The sequence below is a fragment of the Paeniglutamicibacter sp. NPDC012692 genome (assembly GCF_042901625.1).
Classification (GTDB): Bacteria; Actinomycetota; Actinomycetes; order Actinomycetales; family Micrococcaceae; genus Paeniglutamicibacter.
Map to the genome: position 1 here is coordinate 1,504,124 of NZ_JBIBDE010000001.1, position 23,413 is coordinate 1,527,536.

The window sequence follows — 23,413 nt, forward strand, 5'->3', positions numbered from 1 at the left end:
GCGAGGGCCCGAGCGCAGCCATTGGCTGCGCTCGGGCCCTCGTCGTTGGTGCCGTGGATTTAGCTCCAGTCGTAGAAGCCCTTGCCGGTCTTGCGGCCCAGGTGGCCGGCCTCGACCAGGTCGCGCAGGATCTGCGGCGGCGCGAAGCGGTCGCCCAGGGTCTCGTGCAGGTACTCGGCAATGCCCAGGCGCACGTCGAGGCCCACGATGTCGGTGGTCCTCAACGGGCCGGTCGGGTGCTTGTAGCCGAGCACCATGGCGTTGTCGATGTCCTCGGCGCTTGCGACGCCCTCCTCGACCATGCGCATGGCTTCCAACGCGATGGCAACGCCCAGTCGCGACGAGGCGAAGCCGGGGGCGTCGTTGACCACGACGGCCGTCTTGCCCAGGCCGGCAACCCAGCCGCGGGCGCGCTCGATGAGCGCCGGGGCGCTCTGCTTGGCGATGACAACCTCGATGAGCGTGGAGGCCGGCACCGGGTTGAAGAAGTGCAGGCCCAGGAAGTTCTCCGGGCGCTGCAGCTCGGCGGCCAGGCCGCTCATGGACAGCGAGGAGGTGTTCGAGGCCAGGATCGCGTCGGCCTTGAGGTTTTCCTCGACCTTCTTCAGCGAGGAGACCTTCAGGTCCCAGATTTCCGGGACGGCCTCGACGACGAGCTCGCGGTCGGCGAACGCGGCGTAGTCGGCCGAGACGCTGAGGCGCGCGGTGATCTGCTCGTAGGACTCGGTGAGACCGCCGCGTTCGACGGACTTGGTCGCAGAGGCCGCGACGCGCTCGTAGGCGCCCTGCGCGGATTCCTCGTCGCGCTCGACGACAACCACGTCGCAGCCGTTGACCAGGAACGCGTGGGCAATGCCGGCGCCCATGCGCCCGCCGCCGAGTACGCCGACCTTGGCCGGAAGGGCCGTGGAAACTTCACTCATTACTTTTTCTTCCTGTCCAAGAAGGCCTGCATGCGGTCGAATTTTGCCTGGGATTCAAAGAGCATTCCCTGGGCGAGGGTGTCGATGACCGGGTGAGCCTCGCGCGGGGTGTGGAACACGCTCTTGGTGATGCGCACCGCCAGCGCGTCCTGGTTGCCGATGCGGTCGGCCAGGGCCGAGGCCGCGTCGAGCAATTCGGCGCCGGAAACGAGCTCGGTGATGAGCCCGACGCGCAAGCAGTCCTCGCCCTTGAGCACCTTGCCCGCGAGCAGGATCTCCTTGGCGATCGGCTCGCCCACGAGTTCCTTCAGGCGCCAGGTGGCGCCGGCAGCGGCCATGATGCCGAGCCCGGTCTCCGGGTTGCCCATGCGCAGCTCCGGGGTGCCGATGCGGAAGTCCGCCGCGTAGGCCAGCTCGGCGCCGCCGCCCAGGGCGAAGCCGTCGAGGGCCGCGATGACCGGCATCGGCAGCTTGGCGATGCGGTCGAAGATGCCCGAGTTGATGCCGGCCAGCGCATCGTCGCGGCGGCGTTCGCGCAGCTGGGCGATGTCGGCGCCCGAGGCGAAGATGCCCTTGGCGCCGGATTCCGGGTCGGCCGGGGTGCCGGAGAGCACCATGATCTTCGGGATGCGCTCAAGGTAGGCGCACACCGCGTGAAGCTCGTCGACCATCAGCTGGTCGATGGCGTTCTTGACCTCGGGGCGGTCAAGCTGCACCAGCAGCCTGTCGCCGAGCTCGGTGACCTTCAGGGTCTCGAAGCCCGCGGTGTCCAACTGCTCCGCCACGCCTAGACTCCCTCGATGAGCAGGGCCGAGCCCTGGCCCACGCCGACGCACATGGCCGCGAGGCCGAGCTTGCTGCCGCCCTCCTTGGCTTCGCGCTCCAGGCGGCCCAGCAGGGTGATGACGATGCGGGAGCCGGAGGAGCCCAGCGGGTGGCCGAGCGCGATGGCGCCGCCGTCGTTGTTCACGATTTCCGGGTCGATGCCCAGTTCGCGCACGGATGCCAGCGACTGGGAGGCGAAGGCCTCGTTGAGCTCGACGGCCGCGAGGTCCTCGATCTTGCGGCCGGAGCGTTCCATGACCTTGCGGGTGGCGGGAACCGGTCCGACGCCCATGATTTCCGGGGCCAATCCGGCGGAGGCGCCGTCGATGATGCGGGCGCGCGGGACCAGTCCGTACTTCTTGATGGCGGCCTCGGAGGCGACGATGATCGCCGAGGCGCCGTCGTTGAGGGTCGAGGCGTTGCCCGCGGTGACCACGGTGCCCCCCTTGACAACGGGGCGCAGGTTGGCCAGCACCTCGGCGGTGGTTCCGGCGCGCGGGCCCTCGTCGGTGTCGACGATGGTCTCGCCCTTGCGGGTCTTCACGACGACCGGGACGATCTCGTCCTTGAAACGGCCGGCCGCGATGGCGGCGATGGCACGCTCGTGGGAGCGCACGGCGAAGGCGTCACAGTCCTCGCGGCTGGTGTTGTAGACGCGGGCGACTTCCTCGGCCGTTTCCGGCATGGAGAAGGTGGCCTTGCCGTCGCGGGACAGCTCGCCGGAGAGGAACTCGGGGTTCGGGAAGCGCCAGCCGATCGAGGTGTCGTAGCTGGCACCGGGCTTGGCGAAGGCCTTGTCCGGCTTTTCCATGACCCACGGGGCGCGCGACATGGACTCGACGCCGCCGGCGACGACGATGTCGGCGGCACCCGCCTTGATCATGTGGCTGGCCATGGTGATGGCGCTCATGCCGGAGGCGCAGAGGCGGTTCACGGTGATGCCCGGGACGGTGTCCTCGAAGCCGGCGAGCAGCCAGGCCATGCGGGCCACGTTGCGGTTTTCCTCGCCGGCGCCGTTGGCGTTTCCGAAGATCACCTCGTCGACGTCGGCCGGGTCGATTCCGGCGCGCTCGACGGCGGCCCGAATGGTGAGCGCCGCCAGGTCATCGGGGCGGACACTGCTCAATGCTCCGCCGTATCGTCCAACCGGTGTGCGGGCTCCGCCCACCAAGAAAGCCTCGGTCATCACAACTCCTTTGTCATTCGAAACTCGCCATGCCCGACTTCCGCCGCTGGCGATGGAAGGGCAATGGCGGGCCGTTCTTTGTCCCCGGCCGCGGGTCTTGGGCAGACCGCACGTTATTTACCGACCATTCGTTCACTAATACAATCCCACCCCGAAGCGATCGGGGTCAACCTCCGCGCCACATTCGCCCGGACGGGCTTCACGGGAGCGCCCCGCGCTTAAAAGCGAATCGGCGGGGCCGGCGCGGAAGGCGTCACTATGACACTTCCACCCGACCCCGCCGATCTTCAACCCCCGAAAAGGTATCGGGGGTACAAAGAAACCGGTGTACTAGGAGTACAGCTCGCTCTTGGGCTTGTTGTTGCGCACCTTGCGCCAGCCGATCCACAGCGCGACGGCAAACAGCGGGATGCACCCGATGGTGTAAAGGCCGAGGTGGAAGACCGAGCCGTCCTTGCCGGTGATGGTGTCGAAGCCGATCAGCACCGTGATGATGGCCAGGGACACAAGCCCGATCCAGCTGGTGTACGGCGAACCCGGCATCGGCAGCGAGGAGACCACGCCGCGCTTCTTGCGCAGCATCAGCTGGCAGGCGAAGATCGAGCCCCAGGTGAACAGCACGCCGATGGACGCGGTGTTCAGCGCCAGGTCGAACGCGTGGGTTCCACCGAGCCACACGTTGAGGATGATGCCGATGAAGTAGACGCCGGAGATGGCCCAGATGCCCGCGTACGGGACGTAGCGCTTGTTCATCTTGGTCAGCCACTGCGGGGCATGGCCGTTGTTGGCCATCGCACGGAAGATGCGGCCGATCGAGTAGAGGCCCGAGTTGCAGGAGCTCAGCGCAGCGGTGATGACCACGAAGTTCATGACGCTGCCGATCCAACCCCAGCCCAGCTGGTCGAAAACCGTGACAAACGGGCTGACGCCGGCCTGGTAGTGGTTCCACGGGACGATCATGGCCAGCAGGGACACCGAACCGACGTAGAAGACCACGATGCGGATGACCACGGCGCGAATCGCCGCAGGGACTTCCTTGGCCGGGTTTTCCATTTCGCCGGCGGTGATGCCGACCAGCTCAATGGCGTTGTAGGCGAAGATGACGGCGTTGAGCACCAGGATGGAGACCAGGAAGCCACGCGGGAACATGCCGCCTTCACTGGCGAAGAGGTTGCTCACCGAGGCGTGTCCGTCGCCGACCTGCGCGTTGGTGACCACCAGGTAGGTGCCGATGCACAGGAACGAGACAATGGCCGCGACCTTGAGGAACGAGGCCCAGAATTCAAACTCGGCAAACGCCTTGGCGCTGAAGAGGTTCACGGCCACGAGCAGGCCCAGTGCACACAGCGCGGAGGCTTCCACCGGAACGCCCGGGAAGAAGTACTGGAAGTACAGGCCGATGGCGATGAGTTCGGCAATGCCGGTCATGGCCCAGTTCAGGACGTACATCCAACCGGAGAGGTAGGCACCCTTGGCGCCGAAGAGCTCACCGGCGTAGGACACGAAGGAACCCGAGGACTGGCGGTACATGATCAATTCGCCGAGGGCGCGCATCAGGAAGTATGCGATGACGCCGGCAATGGCGTAGGAGAAGATCAAAGCCGGACCGGTGGAAGCCAAGCGCCCGCCGGCACCCATGAAGAGGCCGACGCCAATGGCACCGCCCATCGCGATCATCTGGACGTGGCGACGCGTCAGGGTCTTCTTGTAGCCCTCGGACGTGACATCCGCTTCCCGTGTCGAAACATGGTGCTGGTGCTCGTGAACGTTGTGGGGTTCCAACGCGTGACTCCTTCAATAAAGCTTTACTCTCGCGCAGGGTAAGGCGGGAGGTGCCCGCTAAAAATCGTCCGGGGTGGCCCGTGACACATTTAGTGGATGCAAGCGGTAAACCTACCTCATTCACGCCAGCAAATACACTTGGGATGTGCCACGGACCACACGAATCTCGTGTGATGCACAGCATATGCAATTGCACAAATCAAGTGGTGAGACCCGTCTTTCCGGGGATCCGCCGGTCCGAAAAACTTTTCAAAAAAATTGTTGAACAGTCCCTGAATCTTAGCCCCACCTGCCCCTCCGCGAGGCCTGCCGCCGGCAACCGGTTTTCGCGCCGCCGCAGGGTAAGCGGCTAGCATTCATAACTGTGAGCAACGTTGAATCAAACCCGCAGCTGCCGGCCAAGGTCTCAGACATTTTCGACCCCGTGCGCTGGCGCGTGGTCGAGGGCTTCGACCTCGAGGACATGACCTACCACCGCCAGGTCGAGCGCGACGCCGACGGCAACATCGTCCGCGACCTGCCGACCGTGCGCATCGCCTTCGACCGCCCGGAGGTGCGCAACGCCTTCCGCCCCGGCACCGTCGACGAGCTCTACCGCGTCATGGACCACGCCCGCATGAGCTCGGACGTGGCAACGGTGCTGCTCACCGGCAACGGCCCCTCCCCCAAGGACGGCGGGCACTCGTTCTGCTCGGGCGGCGACCAGCGCATCCGCGGCCGCGACGGCTACCGGTACGCCGAGGGCGAGACGGCCGACTCGATCGACCCGGCACGCGCCGGACGCCTGCACATCCTCGAGGTCCAGCGCCTGATGCGCACCATGCCCAAGGTCGTCATCGCCGTGGTCAACGGCTGGGCCGCGGGCGGCGGGCACTCGCTGCACGTGGTCTCGGACCTGACCATCGCCTCCCGCGAGCACGGCAAGTTCAAGCAGACCGACGCCACTGTCGGATCCTTCGACGCCGGCTACGGATCAGCCCTGCTGGCCCGCCAGGTCGGACAGAAGACCGCACGCGAGATCTTCTTCCTTGCCCGCGAATACTCCGCCGAGGACATGGTCCGCATGGGCGCCGTCAACGAGGCCGTCGACCACGCCCGCCTCGAGGAAGTCGCCCTGGAATACGCGGCGGACATCGCCAAGCAATCCCCGCAGGCCATCCGCATGCTCAAGTTCGCCTTCAACCTTGCGGACGACGGACTGGCCGGCCAGCAGGTCTTTGCCGGCGAGGCCACCCGCATGGCCTACATGACCGACGAGGCAGTCGAGGGCCGGGACGCCTTCCTGGAAAAGCGCGACCCCGACTGGTCCGCCCACCCGTACTACTTCTAAGGGCCAAGGACTCCAGCCACCCATGAATCCAGATTCCGCGCTCGTCGCCCTGTCGGCCTCCCTCAACGAGGAAGGCCCGGCCGTCGAGATCCTTCCCGGCACCACGAACAACGAATACCTGGTGAACCTCGTGGACGGGGCGGAACTGGAGGGCCTCGAGGAAATCGCGGCCGTGGTGCGCACCTCCGGCTCCACCGGCACGCCCAAGCGCACGGCGTTGTCGGTCGAGGCCCTCGCCTCGTCCTCCATGGCCACCGCCGAGTACCTGGGTTTCGAGGGCCAGTGGCTGCTGGCACTGCCCCTGCACTATGTGGCGGGGCTGTCGGTCCTGAGCCGAAGCCTGTACGCCGGAACGCGGCCGTGGGGCATGGACCTGGACCGGAGCTTCGACGCCGCCGGGTTCAACGAGGCCGCCTCGGCACTGACCGACCGCAAGCGGCTGGTGTCACTGGTGCCCACCCAGCTCCAGCGCCTGCTCACCGATCCCGACGCCGAGACCCTGGCCACGCTCAAGCGCTTCGATGCGATCCTGCTCGGCGGGGCGCGCGCCCCGCGGGCGGTCCTCGAGGCGGCGGCAAGCCATTCCCTGAACATCCACCTCACCTACGGGTCAAGCGAAACCAGCGGCGGCTGCGTCTACGATGCGAGGGCCCTTCCCGGGGTCGAGGTGAAAACCGTCGACGGCCGGATCTGGCTCGGCGGCCCGACCATCGCCTCGGGCTACCTCGGCGACCCGGAACTGACCTCGGGGCACTTCAGCGTCGACGACCAGGGCACCCGCTGGTACCGCACCGATGACCTGGGCAGCGTCGAGGACGGGGTCCTTTCCGTCAGCGGCCGGGCGGACGACGTGATCATCACCGGCGGCGTCAAGGTCTCCGCGTCCAGGATCCAGCAGGTCATCGAGTCGGTTCCCGGCGTTGAATCGATCATGGTGCTGCCCGTCGCCCACGAACAGTGGGGCCAGCAGGTCGGCGCCGCGTTCAGCGGACCCGCCGACCCGGAATCGCTGCGCGAGGCGGTGCGTTCGGCCCTCGGCGCCGCCGCGGTTCCGCGCCGCATCCTGCAGCTTCCGGCACTGCCGATGCTGCCCAACGGCAAGTTCGACCGCATGGCCCTCGGCGCACTGCTGGCCGCCGCCAAGGAATAGCCCGAGGCCCGGCCGCCCTCAATCCCGCCGACGGTTGAGGCCAATTTCTCCCCCATCAGTGATCAGGGGAGAATAGAGGCTGATCTTAGACGGAAGTATCGAGAGGACTAACAGTGGCAACGCTCTCCCAATGGGTCGCCGGTGCACGACTTCGCACCCTGCCCATCGTGATTGCCCCGGTGGTTATCGGCACGGCAGCTGCGGTGGACATCACCGGAAGGCTTGCCTGGTTCGAGGCGATCCTGGCGCTCATCGTGGGCCTTTTGCTGCAGGTCGGCGTCAACTACTCCAACGACTACTCGGACGGCATCCGGGGCACCGACGACGTTCGCGTCGGTCCCCTGCGGCTGACCGGCTCCGGGCTCGCCGAGCCGAAGGACGTTCGGAACGCGGCGTTCGGCTGCTTCGGTGCGGCTGCTCTGGTTGGCGCATTCCTGGTGATTTTCACCGGCTCGTGGCCTTTGCTGCTGGTCGGTGCCGCGGCGGTCGTCGCGGCCTGGGGCTACACCGGCGGCAAGAACCCCTACGGCTACCGCGGGCTGGGCGAGGTCTTCGTCTTCATCTTCTTCGGCCTCGTGGCAACGCTCGGCACAACCTACACGCAGGCCGGCGTACTGTCGGTGCTGTCGCTTTTGGGTGCCGTCGGAACCGGCCTGATTGCCACTGCCCTGCTGATGGCCAACAACGTGCGCGACATCCCCACGGACCGGGAAGTCGGCAAGATGACGCTGGCCGTGCGCCTGGGAGACACCACCGCGCGCATCAGCTACGTGATGATGCTTGCCCTTGCCATCCTGCTGCCGGTAACGATGATCGGCACCCGTCCCTGGATGTGGCTGGTCCTGCTCACCGTGTTGCCGAGCCTGATGCCCTGCTGGATCATGCTGCGCAAGCACGAACCCGGCGCCCTGATCCCGGTGCTGAAGCAGACGGGCATCATCAACCTTGCCTACGCGGCGCTGTTCACCGTCGCGATCGTCATGGACAAGGCGCTGGCCTAACGCTCCCTTCACAGATGCGGCGGGGCGGCTTCCGAACGGGAGCCGCCCCGCCGCATTTTTGCGTCATCCGCAGGCCGGTTAGGATGAACCCAAGGGCGAAGGAAACCACAGGCCATCCGCCAAATCGGGGCCCGTTGGACCGCTTTCGCACAGCCGGAACCCGCTTGGAGGCGCTACCCCGATGGACCTCATGCAGCAACGTTACAAAAGGGCCCCCGGCAGCCCGTCCATTGACGGCTACGCGGTTGCCAAGGGCTGCCTCGTCACGGTCGGTGCGTGGCTTGTGGGCTCACTCATTTGGGCCATCTGGATCGAGGTGACACGGGCTGTGGAACCCGATGTCGGCTACATCCCCTACCTCGAGATTTGGCCGGTCTTCGCACTTGTGAGCGTCATGCTGGCGATGATTGCGGGTTTTCCGTTGGCCCTGCTGCTCGACAGGGTGCTGCGCAGCGTTGAATCGCCGCTGATCCACGTGGCTGTATTCCTCGCGTTTTTCACCCTGCTTCCGGCAATCCCGCTGGGCCTTTCCCTGGGTGACGACTGGATCCTGGCGTACGGCTACTCGTCCCTGCTGGGAGTCTGTGCTGCCTTGGGACGCGCCGCGGCCTTTCGGCGGGGCGGTTCGTTCCGCAGGCCAACCACGTGGGCCTGACGGTCGAGAATCGGGAGTCGTTGGCGGACGGAATTGCAACCGGCATGACCACCAGACAACCGATTATCGGTTAGGGATGGGTAGGGCCGCATGCCCGCCCGCGCTTGGGCGGATCTTTGCATGCGCCCCGGGACGCCGGAAGTGGCGAAAAGCTACTTGTCGCCGTCCAGAAAACGGTCTTCGGCTTCCTCGTCAGACAGCTGCCGCTTGGACTTCTTGGGGCCGTTTGCCGCAAACATTTTCTGCACGTCGGCGTTGGCGGCCAGCCGCAACTTGTTGAAGAACAAGTAGCTGACGGCAAAGGCAATGACCAGTGCGATCAGGCCCGAGGTGTAGATGGGCCAGCGCAGGAGGAATGCCAGCGGGAGGAAAACAACGAAGAAAAGGGCCAACCGGATCACGGTGTACTTTAAGAACTGCACGGCTCCAGTCTATCCGCAGCCCGATCCCAGATATTTTCACTAGACTGTAGATATGGTCAGGAACATAATTTTTGCCGCATTGGTCGCACTTGCTGTCACCATCTACGCTTTGATCGAATGTGTCCGCACACGGCCGAGCGATGTCCGCTCCCTGCCCAAGGCCGGCTGGGTCGCCGCCATCATCTTGTTGCCACTCATCGGTGCAGGGCTCTGGTTCTGGCTCGGACGCCCCGTTGCGGGCGGGCCGCAGCGCCAGGCCCCGGGAACGCGTCCGGCCACCGGCGCCCCGGACGACGACGAGGCCTTCCTGCGCAACCTGGAAACGCAGCGCCGCGACAAGGCCCGCGACGAGGAACTGCGCCGCAAGGAAGCCGAGCTCAAGGAACGCGAGCGCAAGCTGGCCGAGGAAAACAACAAGAAGCCTGAAGAGGGCGGCAACCCGTCCGAAGACACGCCGCACCACACCCCGTAGTTCCAGGAACAATTTGGAGGTTGGGCGTGCCCGGATTTTTCGGGGCACGCCCAACCTTTTTGTTTAGTCGCCCTTGACGTTGATGATCTGGCGCAGCTTGTGCCGCACGCTCACCAGGTCGCCCGCGTCCTCCATGACCTGGTCAATGGGCTTGTAGGCACCCGGGATCTCGTCGATGAACGCATCGGTGTCACGGTACTCGATCCCCTCCATGGCCTCGCGCAGCTGCTCGATGCTGAAGGTCTTGCGGGCGGCGCTCCGGGAGTACTCGCGTCCGGCGCCGTGCGGCGAGGAATCGAGTGACACGGGGTTGCCCTTGCCGACCACCACGTACGACGCGGTGCCCATGGACCCGGGGATCAGTCCCGGGTCGCCCTCGCGGGCCCGGATGGCGCCTTTGCGGGAAAGCCAGACCGACTTCCCGAAGTGCGTTTCCTTTTCCGTGAAGTTGTGGTGGCAGTTGATGCGCTCGAGTTCCTCGACCGGTCCCCCGACCCAGCCGGTGAACTGGCGGATCACCCGGTCCATCATTTCCTCCCGGTTCAGCAGGGCGAAGTGCTGGGCCCAGCGCAGTTCGCGGATGTACGCGTTGAATTCGTCGGTCCCCTCGACCAGGTAGGCGAGGTCCGGATCCGGCAGTTCGATCCAGTACTTCTTGGCGACCTGCTGTGCGACCTTTATGTGCTTGGTCGCAATCTTGTTGCCGATGCCGCGCGAGCCGGAGTGCAGGAACAGCCAGACGGAGTCCTCCTCATCCAGCGAAACCTCGATGAAGTGGTTGCCCGACCCCAGGGAGCCGAGCTGGTGCGCCCAGTGCCCCGCGTAGCTGGCCGGGTCGAAGCCGGCCTTCGCAGCCAGCTCCTTGAGCTCCTCGATCCGGGGAGCCGCCGTTGCAACGATCTTGTTGTTGTACTTTCCGGCCGAGAGCGGGATCGCGCGCTCGATGTCCTCGCGGAGCGGCTTGCGGTCCTTCGGCAGGTCAGCGGCCTTGTACTGGGTCTTCACGGCGATCATGCCGCATCCGATGTCCACGCCCACTGCCGCGGGGATGATGGCCCCGAGCGTCGGGATCACCGACCCGACGGTGGCACCCTTGCCCAGGTGCGCATCCGGCATCAGCGCCAAGTGAGGGAAGATGAACGGCATCTTCGAGGTGGTGATCGCCTGCTCCCGGGTCTTTTCATCCAGGATGGACGCCCAGTTCTTGAGCCGGCTGTTGATGGTCTCCACGATTTCTCTTTCTGTGATGTGGTCCTCGCCGCGTGGTCCGCGGAAAGGCTGAAAGGTTCGGGGAAACGATCGGATCCAAAAAAGTAACCCCGAACCGGTGTGCGGTTGCGGGGTTTGGAGTCCTACTGGCGTGCAGGGATCTACAAAAGGGGCAACCGACGACTTGGATCGTGCTTGTACTGGCGCTGAAAGGAGCGCAGGGACAAGTCATTTAGTTGGGTTGCTTTGAAATTCAACATTGCCTTGTCCTTTCCAGTGGTTACAGACCGAATCCCGTTTTCGGGATCTTCATGCGCCGTCTCCGGTGCGGAGCCGACAAGAGGCGAGCCTAACAGCCGCATCGATGTTCGGGCAAGCCACAAGCCGGTTCGGCCTTGTCCTGTTAAAGAAAACAACCCATGATCCAGAAGCAGGATCATGGGTTGTTTTCTTTGTGGCGGGGACAGGATTTGAACCTGTGACCTCCGGGTTATGAGCCCGGCGAGCTACCGAACTGCTCCACCCCGCGTCGGTATGTACTAACCCTAACAGCGGTTTGGCCTCACACCTAATCGAGGGGGTATTTCATCGAGAATCCCGCGATTTACCGAGTATTCGGGCGCTTTCCGCGCCACGATCGCCCCTGAATTGGGCAAAATCGGTCCGAACGCAGAATTCTTGCACGTGAGTACAATCACTTGCCTTGGCTTGCATATTCATTTTCGCGATTTCCCGGCACCTCCCGGACCGCCTACTCTCCGGTTCCTAGGCCACCGCAGGAAAGGGCCGGCAGCCACTCCTCAAGGTGCGGGACCGAGTGTTGCGCCGAACCTCGGGCGCCCGTCCCGCTAGCACCGGGACGTTAACGCAATGATGGCCCGCTGCTTGCAATGCGAAGCAGCGGGCCATCATTCGGTATTCCGGTTTCTACAGTCCGGCGTAGGAGTGCAGGCCGTTGAAGTAGATATTCACGATGGTGAAGTTGAAGACGAGGCAGAGGTAGCCGATGATGCTCAGCCAGGCCGAACGTGCGCCCGTCCAACCACCGGTTGCACGGGCATGCAGGTAACCTGCGTAGACAACCCAGATCACGAAGCTCCAGACTTCCTTGGTGTCCCAGCCCCAGTAACGTCCCCAGGCGGCCTCGGCCCAAATGGCACCGGCCATGACGGTGAAGGTCCACATGACGAAGGCAACCGCGTTGATGCGGTATGCGAAGTTCTCGAGGGCACCCGCACTCGGCACCAGGCCCATGAAGGGGAACTTGTCCTTCTTGCCGGCGGCCAAGGCCTCAACGCGGGCATGCTGCACCAGCTGCAAAACGTTCATGGCGAAGCTGATGGTGAACAGCGCCGAGGCCGACACAGCGATGGACACGTGGATGATCAGCCAGTAGCTCTGCAGGGCAGGCACCAGGTGGGCTACGGGAGTCGGGAACCCCATGGTGGCACCGCAGAGCATCACCGTCACCAGGCCGATGACGAAGGTGCCCATGAATCGCAGGTCCTTCTTGAGCAGCACCACGGAAAAGACGAAGGCAACGATGAAGGAACCGGTGGAAAGGAACTCGTACATGTTGCCCCACGGCACGCGGCCTGCAGCAATGCCTCGGCTGACCACGGCAAAGCCGTGGATGAGCACGCCGAGCCAGGTCAGCGAGACCGCGACCTTCGCGGCCATGCGCTTCTCCGACGCCGGGACGTAATCCATGGAATCGTTGACGAGCTCTTCACCGCGCGGGGTGTTTGCGACGGGTGTCGATTTTCCGGCCCCTGCCGCCACTAGGACCTTCTTTTCGGCTTCCAGCGTTGCTGCATCAATTTCCCGGATCAGCTTGCTGGACTTCGCCAGGTCCCAGGCGAAGGCGATGAACGCCACCGCATAGACGAACGCTGCAAGCAACATGAACAGATCGCTGTATTGCCCCAACGTCTCGTTGATGGTGGGCAGGTTGTTTCCCATAAGGTCTCCTAGACTCCGGCTCGCACGACGGCGGGCCACTGCTGCTCAAGAAGCTTGCGCAATTCCTTCGCTTCCGATTCCAAGCGAGGGTCTTCACCACGGGCCAGCAATCCGTATTCGATTATCCGCTCTTCACGTCCCGAATCGTCAACCGAGGTCTTGATTTTGACCCAGACTCGGCGACGTGGAGTAAAGAGGGAGATGGCCAGGCCCAGGAGGGCCAGACCGGCAAAAATAGCTACCGGGCGCTTGCTCGGGTCGTAGTTGATGTCGAGGCCGACAAAGCGCTTGAGGCCGTCAAAGGAAATGCTCCCCTTACCGTCCGGCAATTCGTAGGTTTGTCCGGCGCCCAAGACAATGCCGCCGGCTTTGAGGTTTCGGTTGTTCAGCTCCTTGAGCTGATCCGTTTCCAGTACATAGACGTTCTGCGGGTTCCCGTCATCCAAGCCGAGGTTTCCGTAATAGGAGTTCAGCTGCAGCTGCGGGTTGATGGCGTTCGGGTCACCGGAAATGGCAAAGCCCGTCTCATCGGTCATCGCCGTGGGCAGCAGGAACCCCTGGAAGCCAAGCTGATCCGGTTTTGCGTCCGGGGCCTTGATGACCAGCAGCGAGGTGTACATGCCGTCCTGGGGAACCGATACGACGGGTCCGCTGAACGATACGTTGCCTTGCCCATCCCGGACCGTCACCACGGGGGCGTACCCGTTGCCGACGAGGTAGACGTCCGCACCGTTGATACGCAGCGGGTGGTTGACTCGAATGGTTTCCTTTTGCACCGGGGCATCCGGGCTGCGGCGCGTTTCGACCTCGGCGGTGAAGTCGATGGGCTGTCCGAAGTGGGTCGTGGATTCGCGGTCGAACGTGATGTTGAACTTGTCCAGCTTGACCGAGTACGGGTTGAGCGACTCTTCCTTGAACCAGGTGCCGGGCTTGAAGGAGTCGTAGGAAACGAGGGAGTTGACGAAGGTCTCCCCCTCGACCAGGACGCGCTGCCCGCCGTAGCCGAACGATCCGCCAACTGCGACGGAGGCGAGAATCCCAACCAGGGAAATGTGGAAGAGCAGGTTGCCGATTTCGCGGCTGTAGCCGCGCTCGGCACCCACCGATGGGCTGTCACCTTCCGGGCGTGCCTCGGCACGGTAGCCGCGCTTCTTCAGCAGCTTGGTTGCGTCGGCAATGATCTGCTCGTTGCTGATTCCCGATGCTTCGGCCGATTCGATCTCAATCGTGCCGTTCTGCGGCAGCCGGTTCAAGCGAGACGGTGTGCGCGGCGGAGGGGTTCGCAGGGCCTTCGCGTGCTTCTTCACGCGCGGCAGGATGCAACCGATGAGCGAGATGAATAGCAGAAGGTAGATTGCCGAGAACCAGGCCGATGAAAAAACATCGAAGAGCTGGAAACGGTCAAGCCAGGCACCAAGGGTGGGCTTGTTGGTCAGGTACGCCGCGACCTGCTCGGGGTTGACTGCACGCTGCGGGAAAACGGATCCCGGAACGGCTGCCACGGCTAGCAGTAGGAGGAGGAACAGCGCCGTGCGCATGCTGGTGAGCTGGGCCCATGCCCAGCGAAGCATCCCGATGACCCCGAGAGCCGGAACCGCGACGTCTTTTTTCATATCTTGCTTTGCCATTAGATGGGCAACCTGACTTCGTTGGCGAACCAATCTTGCAATTGTGTGACCCAGATGCCCCACAGGCCCGAGGCCATGAGAATACCCAGGAGGATAAGTAGACCGCCGCCAAAACGCATGATCGCGAGCTGGTGACGACGGAAGAACTTCATTGCACCCATTCCACGGCGCAGGCCCAGGGCGATGAAGAGGAAGGGCAATCCCAACCCCATGCAGTAGAAGAAGGTCAGCAATGCGCCCTTCGACATGCTCGCGTCGGGACCCGTGCTCATGGCAAGTACCGCGGCGAGGGTGGGGCCGATGCATGGCGCCCAGCCCAGCCCGAAGGTCACGCCCAGGACGGGAGCGCCCCAGAGTCCGGCCGGTGGTTTGCGGTGGATCTTGGCTTCGCGTTGCATGAAGGAAAAACCGCCCATGAACACAATGCCCATGAGGATGACCACCACGCCGAGGGCCTGGGTTACCCAGGCGCCTTCAAATCTCATCCAAGCCGCTACTTGGGAGAATATGCTTCCCGCGAGCACGAAGACGGCCGTGAACCCCAGGATGAACAGGCCGATGCCGGTGACCATGCGGCCGCGTTTTTGGTCGGCCAGGTCTGCCCCGGAAAGTCCCGTCACATAGCCCAGGTACCCGGGAACCAACGGCAGTACGCAGGGGGAAAGGAAGGAAACAAGCCCGGCAAGGATCGCGACGGGAACGGCAAGAAGCAACGAACCGTCCATGATGATCTCGGCAAAGGGATTACCCTGGGCCGGGACCGCCAACGCAGCAACGAGCGTCGGGGCTATCACAACGACTCGGTGAGGGCCGTGTTGATCAGGGCCTTGAGCGTCGGCTTCTCCGCAACACCAAGGATGCGGGCAGATACGCGTCCCTGCCGGTCGAGAACCAAGGTCGTGGGCACGGCCTGCAGCGGAACGTACTTGGTCATGGCCAGCTGGATTGCACCCTGGGTGTCCTGCACCGACGGGTACTTGATGCCGAAGGTCCGCTCGAAGGCCTCGGCTGCGTCTTTCTCATCCCGGACGTTGATGCCGATGAAACCGACCTTGCCCTTGAACTCGTCGCTGAGTTCAACCATGTGCGGTGCCTCGATGCGGCACGGCGCACAGGCGGCGTACCAGAAATTCAGGACCGTGACCTGGCCGGCCCATTCGGCCGAGTCGATCTTCGATCCGTCGTAGGCGGTGGCGCTGATGACCACAGGCTCCGTACGGGACTCCGGGCCGTATTCCTGGACCGATCCATCGCCGGCGATGTAGTTCTTGTTGTTGCCTTCGCGGGCCTGCTTGGCCAGCGGGTCTTCTTCGGCAACACAAGCTGCCAGCGGCACCACTGCTGCGGCAAGCATCGCTACGCGCAAGAAAGAACGCCGTCCCAAACGCGATGGTTGGGACGAAGTGGGATCGGTCATGATCTCAGGCTCCAGGAATGTTCGCAGCGTTGGCCAAGAGGTCAACACTGGGTTCTGCATAGCGGACGGCGACCAGACTTTCACCTTCAAAGTCCAGGCTAGTCACGGAGGTGAGAGTGCATTCGCGTTTCCGCGGGTCGTGCCAAAGGGCCTTGCCTTCGGCCGCGCGGCGCGTGACCCAAATCGGCAGCTGGTGGCTGACCAAAATGGCTTGTGCCCCGCTACCGCCAAGTTCAACCGCGCGATCACGGTGTTCAACAATGGCGGCCATCATTCGTTCTACCTGGTCCCGGTAGGGTTCCCCCCAGGAAGGACGAAAGGGATTGACGACGTAGGACCAGTATTTTGGTTCCTTCAGTCGTTGCTTGATCTGGGACAGGCCCTGGAATCGGTTGGCGGCCTCGATGATCCGATCATCGGTCACAATGTCCAGCCCGAGCGCCTCGGCTGTCGGGCTGGCGGTTTCCTGGGCTCGAACGAGCGGAGACGAAACCATGTGGGTGATGTTCGCGCCGGCCTCTTGCTGGGCCTTGAAATACTCTGCCGCTCGTTGTGCCATTTCATGGCCCAGGTCGGAGAGATGGAATTCGGGTAGCCGACCGTAGAGAACCCTGTCCGGGTTATACACTTCGCCGTGACGCAGAAGGTGAACGGTAGCAGTCGACATGCCTTAAGTGTCTCAAATCTTTGGTGGGTTACCTAAACAGGGAACTTGATCCCCGCCACGTCCGGGAGCACGAGTTGGGCCGTCGTGCCGTAATTTCACAGCAACCGTGCGGCCAAAATCCCGCGACGGCCCGGGTAGTTCCATGCCTAGCAACGAACTTTTGTCGGATTCCGTCCGCCTCAAAAACCATCCTTTAGGAGGGGGATAAAACCAGATGGCAGCGGATATTGTGATGCGTAAGACGCATTTTCAAACCGAAGGAGCAGGTCATGTCGACACCTGAGAACGAACCTGAGAACCCGCAGACCCCGCCTGCCAATCCGACACCGCCACAGTATGGGCAGGTCGCTCCGCAGGATCCGAACGCCCCGGTTCCTCCTCCATACGGCCAAGCTCCGCAGTACGGCGCCCCGCAGCAGAATCCGTACGGGCAGAACCCCAACCCATACGGTCAAACCCCTTACGGGCAGAACCCCTACGGCCAGAACCCCAACCCGTACGGCAAGGCGCCCCAAGGCCAGACGCCCTATGGGCAACAGCCTTACGGTGTCGGATTCCCGGTGCCGCCGCAGGGCAATTTCCCGGCACCCCAGATGCCGACCGAGCGCCCCAAGGAACTCGACACCGCGTTCTGGGTCATCATCGCCGCAGGCATGCTGTCGTTGATCGCCGCGGTCTTTGGCTTTGACACGGACCTGATCCGTCAGCAGCTTGCCGCGACGCCTGAGTTTGACGAGATGTGGCAGGACACCGGGATGTCGCTCGATGCGTTCCTCAGCGCCATGCACACCATGGTCGTCGTCTTCTCCGTAATTTCGCTGGGAATCTACGTCTTGCTGGCGTTCATGATCCGCAAGGGAAGCAACGTCGCCCGCATTTTCGCAACGGTCTTCGCCGCGCTTTCGATCTTCGGCATCTTCGGCGGAACGGTCCTGTCCATCCTGTCCATCCTGGTCGGCGTGGTCGGCGTCGTGTTCGCCTGGCTGCGTCCGGCCAGCGCCTACATCGCCGCCCGACGTGCGGCCCGCGCAGCAGGCTACCGATAAGGAGCATTCACGGCGGAGGGTTCTTGAATGCGGGGAAACCCGCATTCAAGAACCCTCCGCCGGTTAAGGGCAGGGCCATTCGCTCGCCGCGAATGCCAATGAAGCCCTAAACGATGTTTTGCGCGTGATAGGCCAGGATTTGCAGCTCGGTTGCCAGATCGACCTTCCGGAGGTTGACACCCTCCGGCACCTGCAGGACGACAGGTGCGAAGCTCAGGATGCTGCGCACCCCGCATTCAACGACCTTGTCGCACAGGACCTGCGCCGCCGCGCCCGGAACCGAAAGCACAGCGATGTTTGCGCCCGTGGATTCGAGAACCGAAGCCAGGTCATTGGTGTCGGCAACGGTCAACTCTCCGATCTTGGATCCGATGACATCCGGCGCCGCGTCCAAAAGCGCAACAACCTCAAATCCCCTGCTGCGGAAACCGCCGTATCCGGACAACGCGCGCCCCAGGTTACCGGCACCGATGATCGCCACACGCCATTGCTGGGTCAGGCCCATGGCCTTAGAAATGTGTTCCGCCAGCTCCGTGACGACATAGCCCACTCCCCTGGTCCCGTATGAACCCAACAGGGAAAGGTCCTTCCGCAGGATCGAGGGATTGACGCCAGCTTCCGTGGCCAAGAGGCCGGACGAGGTTCTTGTCTGTCCCTGGGATTGAAGCGCGTTCAGGGCCCGCAGGTATTGGGTAAGCCGTGCCAGGGTGGCCTCGGGAAGAATCCGATCCAGGGAGCCCGTCACGGGGCTTGCCGACGGCTCGACTCCATCGTCTGCCGGAAGGTGTTGCGGGGTTGGCATCGTGCTCTGACTCATTCCTTGGATCTTTTCATGACCCTACGATCTACTCCTTGGCGCAATCAAGCGCATTCCAGTGTTTGGAACGGCGACGGCCCCAATCAGTTGCTGAGCAATGACTCGAGGCGTTGCGCATCAATGACCCAGAAATCCCGCACTTTCCCATCGATCAGGAGTACCGGCACTTCCTCTGAGTGCCTGGCCAAGAGATCGTCGTGCTCATCTATGTCAACGCTCTGCCAGTCGTAGCCCATTCGCGTGGTGACTTCGTCCAGCGTTTCCATGGCTGCATGACACAGGTGGCACCCGGAACGGACTAACAAGGTGATCTCATGGGGCGTCTTCGCAGTGCTCATGAATCCAACGCTACAGCTCCCCGACAAAATGCGTGCAATAGACTGTGGGGATGCCCGCCACACAAACCCATATACTGCCCGACGACGAGGAAACTGCGAGGCTGCGCCCGATGGCCGCCTTCTTTGACGTGGACAACACCATGATGCGCGGCGCATCCCTCTTTCCGCTGGCCCGCAAGATGTACCGGCACAAGGCATTTTCGCTCCGCCAAATCCTCTGGTTCCTTCTGCACCAGTTGCGTTTCTCCGCCCGGGGTGAGCACCTCGGGGATATCAGGGCGATCCAGGATCGCGCATTGACTTTGGTGGAGGGTTTCCCCGTGGCCGAAATGCAGTCACTTGCGGATGAGATCTACGACGAGTTCATCGAATCCAAGATTTGGCCGGGAACCCGTGCCATCGCAGAACAGCATTTGCACGCCGGGCGCCAGGTTTGGTTGGTGACGGCAACCCCGTTGGAGGTCGCCTCGGTCATGGCGCGCAGGCTGGGGCTCAGCGGAGCGCTGGGAACCTCGGTGGAACACGTCCAGGGGGCGTACACCGGCAGGCTGGTCGGCGAGATCCTGCACGGGCCGGCGAAAGCCGAAGCTGTCCGGGAGCTGGCGGCGACCATGGGCCTGGAGCTGGATGATTGCTGGGGCTACAGCGACTCCCACAACGACATCCCTTTGTTGGAGGCCGTGGGGCATCCCGTCGCGATCAACCCGGATGCCAAGTTGCGCCATCACGCCAAACACCGAAATTGGCCGATCTATGACTTTCGCACGGGACGCAAGGCTGCAAACCTCGGGTTGAAGGCCGTGGGCGTCTCGGGAGTTGTTTGGGGCCTGTGGCGCAGCCTGGGAATTGTGCGCCACCGCCCTTGATGCCGGCCCCACCCTTCGTGCTCGAATTCTTTCGGCCTGCCGCCACACGCAAAAAGGTGCGTTCCCCGAGGGGAACGCACCTTTTTACATGCTCAATATCCGGATGAACCGGAATCGGCATTTACTTCTTATTACGACGCTGGTGGCGGGTCTTACGAAGCAATTTACGGTGCTTCTTCTTGGCCATACGCTTGCGGCGCTTCTTAATAACTGAGCCCATAGTGGTTCCTCACAAACTGATTCGATTGCCGACTACAACTTCTTCGGCACCAAAGCACCAGAATGCAGTCAACTGGACGTTAAACGTTCCTTAACAGATTACCTGCTTCTCGGGCAGGTTCTGACCACCACGCAAGTTAAGGGCCTATCCGGCGCCGGAAATTTTTCCAAGACCGGCGGCACGCAGGTAGTCTTCCACTGCATTTTCGGGCACGCGGTAGGATCGGCCGAAACGCACGGCAGGCAATTCACCCGAATGCACCAGGCGGTAAACCGTCATCTTTGAAACGCGCATTACCTCGGCGACTTCGGCCACCGTCATGAATTTCGCATTGGCAAAGTGTTTCGCTTCAACCATGACCCGATGCTCCTGACTTTCCCAATGAAGGAGTCATGACGGTTTGAATTGCCGTCGTCGTTCCTGGTTACAGCAACGCTCCTAAGTACTTGTTGTTCCCCCGCCACCCACATTAGTGGCTAATGTGACCAAAGTGAACGGCAGGTATCCGTGTATTCCAATGGAGCCGATGGGGCGTATGCCGGCGCGAGCCCTTAGGCCCACGAGGCGCGAACCGCGCCGGCCAATTCCTCAAGTGCGGCTGAGCTTGCTTCCCAGCCCATGCAGGCATCGGTGACCGACTGGCCGTAGGTCAGCTGCGCCAGCACGTCTGTGCCCACTTCCACCGAATCCGGGTCGTGCTTCTGGGCGCCGGGCAACAGGAAGCTTTCGGCCATGATACCGGCGATGGTCGTGTCCCCGGCCGCGATGCGAGCCGCAAGTTCGGTGATCACCTCGGCCTGGCGGACATGGGACTTGCCCGAGTTTGCGTGGCTTGCATCGACGATCACACGCGGGTTCATGCCAGCCTTGGCCATGGCATCGGATGCGGCCGCGACGTCGCCTTCCCCGAAGTTCGGCCCGGCCGCCCCGCCGCGCAAGATGAGGTGTGCGTCCTGGTTGCCCACAGTGTGCACAACGGCCGTGCGACCCGACTCGTCGATTCCCATGAACGACTGGGCTGCCGAGGACGCCTGGCATGCGTCGATGGCCACCTGCACCGATCCATCCGTGCCGTTCTTGAACCCGACAGGCATGGACAGCCCGGAGACCAGCTGGCGGTGGGTTTGGCTTTCGGTGGTACGCGCACCGATGGCGCCCCAGCTGATGACGTCGGCGAGGTACTGGGCACTCAACGGTTCCAGGAATTCCGTTGCAAGGGGCAGGCCCAGGGCGCTGGCCGCCAGCATGAATTCACGCGCAGTCCGGAGCCCCGCACCCATGTCGTGGCTTCCGTCGAGGTGCGGGTCGTTGACCAGGCCCTTCCAGCCCACCGTGGTGCGTGGCTTCTCGAAGTAGCTGCGCATGACGATCAGCAGTTCACTCTCGTGCTTTTTTGCGGCTGCAGCAAGGCGCGCTGCGTATTCGAGCCCGGCGGCCGGATCGTGGATCGAGCACGGCCCCACGATGACCAGCAGTCGCTGGTCCAGCCCCGAAAGTACCGCGCGTACCTCTTGGCGGGCCCTGGTGATCCTGTAGGCCTGGGCATCGGTCGTCGGGAGTTCGCTCAGCAGTTCGGCGGGGCTCGGCAACTCGGTGAAGGAAACCACCCGCTCGTTGGTGTTGGGGCGGGCCGGTGCATCTGCGTTCAGGATGTTCGGGTTCATGGTGGGCCTTTCGATTCCGGCCCTCCAGCTGAGGGCCTAGCGTTCGATGCGGCCCCGACAATCGCTGCGTATTTCTTCAGGGCCGCTACGGTGAAAATAGCGAAGGGCCCACAAGCAATAGCTTGCGGCCCTTGTCGGCTCTGAAGGTGGGTATGCGAAATTATCGCGTCTTAGGCCCCTCCAGAGCCGACACAAAATACGCATACCAACGATTAGTCATGGTGTTCAATGTACAGACAATCTGCCGCGATGCCCAATTCCATGACGTATGTGACGGGCTGAAGGACCCCAACCCGCCGGATACGACACGGGGCGCCGTGGCGACGGGGACGTGAATCCCCTTCGCGACGGCGCCCCGTGGGCGGTGCAAAGTGCCCGGTTAGATGAGGCCCTGGGCCAGCATCGCGTCGGCAACCTTGACGAAGCCGGCGATGTTTGCGCCGGCAACGTAGTTGCCGGGCATTCCGTACTCATCGGCCGTTGCTGCACAGCGGTCGTGGATGCCGACCATGATTTCGGTCAGTCGGCGTTCGGTGTGCTCGAAGCTCCACGAGTCGCGGCTGGCGTTCTGCTGCATCTCCAGCGCGGAGGTTGCAACGCCGCCGGCGTTTGCTGCCTTGCCCGGGCCGAAGAGCACGCCTGCGTCCTGGAACAGCGCGGTGGCTGCTGCGGTGCACGGCATGTTGGCGCCTTCGGCCACGGCGATGACGCCGCTGGAGATCAGGCGCTTGGCGTCGACATCGTCGAGTTCGTTCTGCGTTGCACACGGCAGCGCCACGGTTGCGTTCACGTCCCAGACGTTGCCGCCCTCGACGTAGTGCACCTTCTTGGAACCTGCGCGCTCGACGTATTCGCTGATGCGTCCACGTTCGACTTCCTTGATCTGGCGCAGCAGTTCAACGTCCAGGCCGCGTTCGTCAACGATGTAGCCTGCGGAGTCCGAGGCGGCAACAACGTTTGCACCCAGGAACTGCGCCTTCTCGACGGCGTTGATCGCAACGTTGCCCGAACCCGAAACGACAACGCGCTGGCCGTCGAAGCTGGCACCGCGGGTCTTGAGCATTTCCTGGGCGAAGATCACAGCGCCGTAGCCGGTGGCCTCCGGACGAACCAGGGATCCTCCCCAGCTGATGCCCTTGCCGGTGAGCACACCGGATTCGTAGCGGTTGGTGATGCGCTTGTACTGGCCGAAGAGGTAGCCGATCTCGCGGCCGCCGACTCCGATGTCGCCGGCCGGGACGTCGGTGTATTCACCGATGTGGCGGTAGAGCTCGGTCATGAACGACTGGCAGAAGCGCATGACCTCTCCGTCGGACTTGCCGCGCGGATCGAAGTCCGAACCGCCCTTGCCGCCGCCGATGGGCATGCCGGTCAGGGAGTTCTTGAAGATCTGTTCGAAGCCCAGGAACTTGACGATGCCCAGGTAAACGGAGGGGTGGAAGCGGAGTCCGCCCTTGTACGGGCCCAGTGCGGAGTTGAATTCCACACGGAAACCGCGGTTGATCTGCACGCGGCCCTGATCGTCGGTCCACGGGACACGGAAGATGATCTGGCGCTCCGGCTCGCACAGACGCTGCAGGATGGCAGCCTCGGCGTACTCGGGGTGCTTGCGGGAAACCGCCTCGAGGCTTTCGAAAACCTCGGTAACCGCCTGGTGGAATTCTGCTTCACCGGGATTACGACGGAATACTTCATCGCGGATGGTTGCTAAATGCTGGTCCAAGTCTTATCTCCTTCATCACTTGGGGCAGGCACGGGGGCAAGCTACCGCCATGTCCGGCGACGCTGCCCCACAACCTGAGAATGACATGCACCACACCCGGCAACCCAACC

25 protein-coding genes and 1 tRNA gene are annotated in these 23,413 nt (G+C 63.2%); 7 read left to right on the forward strand and 19 right to left on the reverse strand.

Going from position 1 to position 23,413, the window contains the following annotated elements:
* Positions 1 to 59 precede the first annotated feature (59 nt).
* From ACFY5D_RS07010 to ACFY5D_RS07025, 4 genes are all read right to left on the reverse strand, one after another.
* Entirely contained in the window at positions 60 to 923 is an 864-nt protein-coding gene (locus tag ACFY5D_RS07010; RefSeq protein WP_387526886.1) for a 3-hydroxyacyl-CoA dehydrogenase family protein, read from the reverse strand.
* Positions 923 to 1,708 carry an enoyl-CoA hydratase/isomerase family protein gene (locus tag ACFY5D_RS07015; RefSeq protein WP_387526890.1) on the reverse strand — a complete coding sequence of 262 codons (786 nt, stop codon included), beginning with the start codon at positions 1,706 to 1,708 and terminating at the stop codon, positions 923 to 925. The genes ACFY5D_RS07010 and ACFY5D_RS07015 overlap by 1 nt, the downstream gene beginning before the upstream one ends.
* Positions 1,709 to 1,710: 2 nt before the next feature.
* The gene (locus ACFY5D_RS07020) at positions 1,711 to 2,934 is read right to left on the reverse strand and encodes a thiolase family protein (protein ID WP_387526893.1); all 1,224 of its coding nucleotides are present in this window, start codon (positions 2,932 to 2,934) and stop codon (positions 1,711 to 1,713) included.
* Positions 2,935 to 3,264: 330 nt separating this feature from the next.
* Positions 3,265 to 4,716, reverse strand: coding sequence for an amino acid permease (locus ACFY5D_RS07025; RefSeq protein WP_387526896.1), 1,452 nt, complete (start codon positions 4,714 to 4,716; stop codon positions 3,265 to 3,267).
* Between the two features lie 364 nt (positions 4,717 to 5,080).
* Here ACFY5D_RS07025 and ACFY5D_RS07030 point away from each other — a divergent pair, with 364 nt between their 5' ends.
* The 4 genes from ACFY5D_RS07030 to ACFY5D_RS07045 all read left to right on the forward strand — a co-directional run bounded on the left by ACFY5D_RS07030 (position 5,081) and on the right by ACFY5D_RS07045 (position 8,852).
* Positions 5,081 to 6,046, forward strand: coding sequence for a 1,4-dihydroxy-2-naphthoyl-CoA synthase (locus ACFY5D_RS07030; protein WP_387526899.1), 966 nt, complete (start codon positions 5,081 to 5,083; stop codon positions 6,044 to 6,046).
* A 22-nt stretch (positions 6,047 to 6,068) separates the two neighbouring features.
* Positions 6,069 to 7,196 carry an AMP-binding protein gene (locus tag ACFY5D_RS07035; protein ID WP_387526902.1) on the forward strand — a complete coding sequence of 376 codons (1,128 nt, stop codon included), beginning with the start codon at positions 6,069 to 6,071 and terminating at the stop codon, positions 7,194 to 7,196.
* 113 nt (positions 7,197 to 7,309) lie between these two features.
* Positions 7,310 to 8,197 (forward strand): 1,4-dihydroxy-2-naphthoate polyprenyltransferase, encoded by an 888-nt coding sequence (locus ACFY5D_RS07040; RefSeq protein ID WP_387526905.1) that lies wholly within the window; start codon positions 7,310 to 7,312, stop codon positions 8,195 to 8,197.
* 181 nt (positions 8,198 to 8,378) lie between these two features.
* The gene (locus ACFY5D_RS07045; protein WP_387526908.1) at positions 8,379 to 8,852 is read left to right on the forward strand and encodes a hypothetical protein; all 474 of its coding nucleotides are present in this window, start codon (positions 8,379 to 8,381) and stop codon (positions 8,850 to 8,852) included.
* A 152-nt stretch (positions 8,853 to 9,004) separates the two neighbouring features.
* On the opposite strand, the gene ACFY5D_RS07050 is transcribed toward ACFY5D_RS07045, so the two are convergent.
* Positions 9,005 to 9,274 (reverse strand): DUF4229 domain-containing protein, encoded by a 270-nt coding sequence (locus tag ACFY5D_RS07050; RefSeq protein ID WP_387526911.1) that lies wholly within the window; start codon positions 9,272 to 9,274, stop codon positions 9,005 to 9,007.
* 52 nt (positions 9,275 to 9,326) lie between these two features.
* On the opposite strand from ACFY5D_RS07050, the gene ACFY5D_RS07055 reads away from it, so the two are divergent.
* Entirely contained in the window at positions 9,327 to 9,746 is a 420-nt protein-coding gene (locus tag ACFY5D_RS07055; RefSeq protein ID WP_387526914.1) for a PLDc N-terminal domain-containing protein, read from the forward strand.
* 63 nt (positions 9,747 to 9,809) lie between these two features.
* Here the strand turns inward: ACFY5D_RS07055 and ACFY5D_RS07060 are convergent, their stop codons facing one another.
* The 8 genes from ACFY5D_RS07060 to ACFY5D_RS07095 all read right to left on the reverse strand — a co-directional run bounded on the left by ACFY5D_RS07060 (position 9,810) and on the right by ACFY5D_RS07095 (position 16,629).
* Entirely contained in the window at positions 9,810 to 10,976 is a 1,167-nt protein-coding gene (locus ACFY5D_RS07060) for an RtcB family protein (protein ID WP_387526917.1), read from the reverse strand.
* Between the two features lie 140 nt (positions 10,977 to 11,116).
* Positions 11,117 to 11,395: a hypothetical protein gene (locus ACFY5D_RS07065; protein WP_387526920.1), complete on the reverse strand. Its 279-nt coding sequence runs from the start codon at positions 11,393 to 11,395 to the stop codon at positions 11,117 to 11,119.
* A gap of 15 nt (positions 11,396 to 11,410) precedes the next feature.
* Positions 11,411 to 11,484 (reverse strand) — tRNA-Met (locus ACFY5D_RS07070).
* Between the two features lie 398 nt (positions 11,485 to 11,882).
* Positions 11,883 to 12,917: a c-type cytochrome biogenesis protein CcsB gene (ccsB, locus tag ACFY5D_RS07075; protein WP_387526923.1), complete on the reverse strand. Its 1,035-nt coding sequence runs from the start codon at positions 12,915 to 12,917 to the stop codon at positions 11,883 to 11,885.
* Positions 12,918 to 12,925: 8 nt separating this feature from the next.
* On the reverse strand, positions 12,926 to 14,545 hold the full coding sequence (locus ACFY5D_RS07080; protein ID WP_387526926.1) for a cytochrome c biogenesis protein ResB: 1,620 nt from the start codon (positions 14,543 to 14,545) through the stop codon (positions 12,926 to 12,928).
* Positions 14,545 to 15,270 (reverse strand): cytochrome c biogenesis CcdA family protein, encoded by a 726-nt coding sequence (locus ACFY5D_RS07085; RefSeq protein WP_387527610.1) that lies wholly within the window; start codon positions 15,268 to 15,270, stop codon positions 14,545 to 14,547. The genes ACFY5D_RS07080 and ACFY5D_RS07085 overlap by 1 nt, the downstream gene beginning before the upstream one ends.
* Positions 15,271 to 15,335: 65 nt before the next feature.
* Positions 15,336 to 15,962, reverse strand: a complete 627-nt coding sequence (locus tag ACFY5D_RS07090) for a TlpA family protein disulfide reductase (RefSeq protein WP_387526929.1) — start codon at positions 15,960 to 15,962, stop codon at positions 15,336 to 15,338.
* 4 nt (positions 15,963 to 15,966) lie between these two features.
* Positions 15,967 to 16,629, reverse strand: a complete 663-nt coding sequence (locus ACFY5D_RS07095) for a histidine phosphatase family protein (protein ID WP_387526932.1) — start codon at positions 16,627 to 16,629, stop codon at positions 15,967 to 15,969.
* Between the two features lie 269 nt (positions 16,630 to 16,898).
* Here ACFY5D_RS07095 and ACFY5D_RS07100 point away from each other — a divergent pair, with 269 nt between their 5' ends.
* Positions 16,899 to 17,675 (forward strand): hypothetical protein, encoded by a 777-nt coding sequence (locus ACFY5D_RS07100; RefSeq protein ID WP_387526935.1) that lies wholly within the window; start codon positions 16,899 to 16,901, stop codon positions 17,673 to 17,675.
* Between the two features lie 106 nt (positions 17,676 to 17,781).
* Here the strand turns inward: ACFY5D_RS07100 and ACFY5D_RS07105 are convergent, their stop codons facing one another.
* On the reverse strand, positions 17,782 to 18,492 hold the full coding sequence (locus tag ACFY5D_RS07105; RefSeq protein ID WP_387526938.1) for a redox-sensing transcriptional repressor Rex: 711 nt from the start codon (positions 18,490 to 18,492) through the stop codon (positions 17,782 to 17,784).
* A gap of 83 nt (positions 18,493 to 18,575) precedes the next feature.
* Positions 18,576 to 18,830: a glutaredoxin family protein gene (locus ACFY5D_RS07110; protein WP_387526941.1), complete on the reverse strand. Its 255-nt coding sequence runs from the start codon at positions 18,828 to 18,830 to the stop codon at positions 18,576 to 18,578.
* A gap of 50 nt (positions 18,831 to 18,880) precedes the next feature.
* Between ACFY5D_RS07110 and ACFY5D_RS07115 the strand changes: the two genes are divergently transcribed.
* Positions 18,881 to 19,696 carry an HAD family hydrolase gene (locus ACFY5D_RS07115; RefSeq protein WP_387526944.1) on the forward strand — a complete coding sequence of 272 codons (816 nt, stop codon included), beginning with the start codon at positions 18,881 to 18,883 and terminating at the stop codon, positions 19,694 to 19,696.
* Between the two features lie 121 nt (positions 19,697 to 19,817).
* On the opposite strand, the gene ACFY5D_RS07120 is transcribed toward ACFY5D_RS07115, so the two are convergent.
* The 4 genes from ACFY5D_RS07120 to gdhA all read right to left on the reverse strand — a co-directional run bounded on the left by ACFY5D_RS07120 (position 19,818) and on the right by gdhA (position 23,303).
* The gene (locus tag ACFY5D_RS07120) at positions 19,818 to 19,916 is read right to left on the reverse strand and encodes a 30S ribosomal protein bS22 (protein WP_003792170.1); all 99 of its coding nucleotides are present in this window, start codon (positions 19,914 to 19,916) and stop codon (positions 19,818 to 19,820) included.
* Between the two features lie 144 nt (positions 19,917 to 20,060).
* Positions 20,061 to 20,273, reverse strand: coding sequence for a helix-turn-helix domain-containing protein (locus ACFY5D_RS07125; protein WP_387526946.1), 213 nt, complete (start codon positions 20,271 to 20,273; stop codon positions 20,061 to 20,063).
* A 194-nt stretch (positions 20,274 to 20,467) separates the two neighbouring features.
* Complete coding sequence (locus ACFY5D_RS07130) at positions 20,468 to 21,580, reverse strand: 3-deoxy-7-phosphoheptulonate synthase (protein WP_387526949.1); 1,113 nt, start codon at positions 21,578 to 21,580, stop codon at positions 20,468 to 20,470.
* Between the two features lie 379 nt (positions 21,581 to 21,959).
* Positions 21,960 to 23,303 (reverse strand): NADP-specific glutamate dehydrogenase, encoded by a 1,344-nt coding sequence (gdhA, locus tag ACFY5D_RS07135; RefSeq protein ID WP_387526952.1) that lies wholly within the window; start codon positions 23,301 to 23,303, stop codon positions 21,960 to 21,962.
* Positions 23,304 to 23,413: the final 110 nt, after the last annotated feature.

Coding starts and splice junctions, on each gene's coding strand:
- ACFY5D_RS07125 (WP_387526946.1), bottom strand. CDS start 20,273: ATGGTTGAAGCGAAACACTTTGCCAATGCGAAATTCATGACGGTGGCC.
- ACFY5D_RS07105 (WP_387526938.1), bottom strand. CDS start 18,492: ATGAGTCAGAGCACGATGCCAACCCCGCAACACCTTCCGGCAGACGAT.
- ACFY5D_RS07020 (WP_387526893.1), bottom strand. CDS start 2,934: ATGACCGAGGCTTTCTTGGTGGGCGGAGCCCGCACACCGGTTGGACGA.
- ACFY5D_RS07035 (WP_387526902.1), top strand. CDS start 6,069: ATGAATCCAGATTCCGCGCTCGTCGCCCTGTCGGCCTCCCTCAACGAG.
- ACFY5D_RS07055 (WP_387526914.1), top strand. CDS start 9,327: ATGGTCAGGAACATAATTTTTGCCGCATTGGTCGCACTTGCTGTCACC.
- ACFY5D_RS07100 (WP_387526935.1), top strand. CDS start 16,899: ATGTCGACACCTGAGAACGAACCTGAGAACCCGCAGACCCCGCCTGCC.
- ACFY5D_RS07090 (WP_387526929.1), bottom strand. CDS start 15,962: ATGACCGATCCCACTTCGTCCCAACCATCGCGTTTGGGACGGCGTTCT.
- ACFY5D_RS07110 (WP_387526941.1), bottom strand. CDS start 18,830: ATGAGCACTGCGAAGACGCCCCATGAGATCACCTTGTTAGTCCGTTCC.
- ACFY5D_RS07065 (WP_387526920.1), bottom strand. CDS start 11,395: ATGATCCTGCTTCTGGATCATGGGTTGTTTTCTTTAACAGGACAAGGC.
- ACFY5D_RS07120 (WP_003792170.1), bottom strand. CDS start 19,916: ATGGGCTCAGTTATTAAGAAGCGCCGCAAGCGTATGGCCAAGAAGAAG.
- ACFY5D_RS07095 (WP_387526932.1), bottom strand. CDS start 16,629: ATGTCGACTGCTACCGTTCACCTTCTGCGTCACGGCGAAGTGTATAAC.
- ACFY5D_RS07130 (WP_387526949.1), bottom strand. CDS start 21,580: ATGAACCCGAACATCCTGAACGCAGATGCACCGGCCCGCCCCAACACC.
- ACFY5D_RS07085 (WP_387527610.1), bottom strand. CDS start 15,270: ATGGACGGTTCGTTGCTTCTTGCCGTTCCCGTCGCGATCCTTGCCGGG.
- ACFY5D_RS07010 (WP_387526886.1), bottom strand. CDS start 923: ATGAGTGAAGTTTCCACGGCCCTTCCGGCCAAGGTCGGCGTACTCGGC.
- ACFY5D_RS07080 (WP_387526926.1), bottom strand. CDS start 14,545: ATGGCAAAGCAAGATATGAAAAAAGACGTCGCGGTTCCGGCTCTCGGG.
- ACFY5D_RS07115 (WP_387526944.1), top strand. CDS start 18,881: ATGCCCGCCACACAAACCCATATACTGCCCGACGACGAGGAAACTGCG.
- ccsB (WP_387526923.1), bottom strand. CDS start 12,917: ATGGGAAACAACCTGCCCACCATCAACGAGACGTTGGGGCAATACAGC.
- ACFY5D_RS07045 (WP_387526908.1), top strand. CDS start 8,379: ATGGACCTCATGCAGCAACGTTACAAAAGGGCCCCCGGCAGCCCGTCC.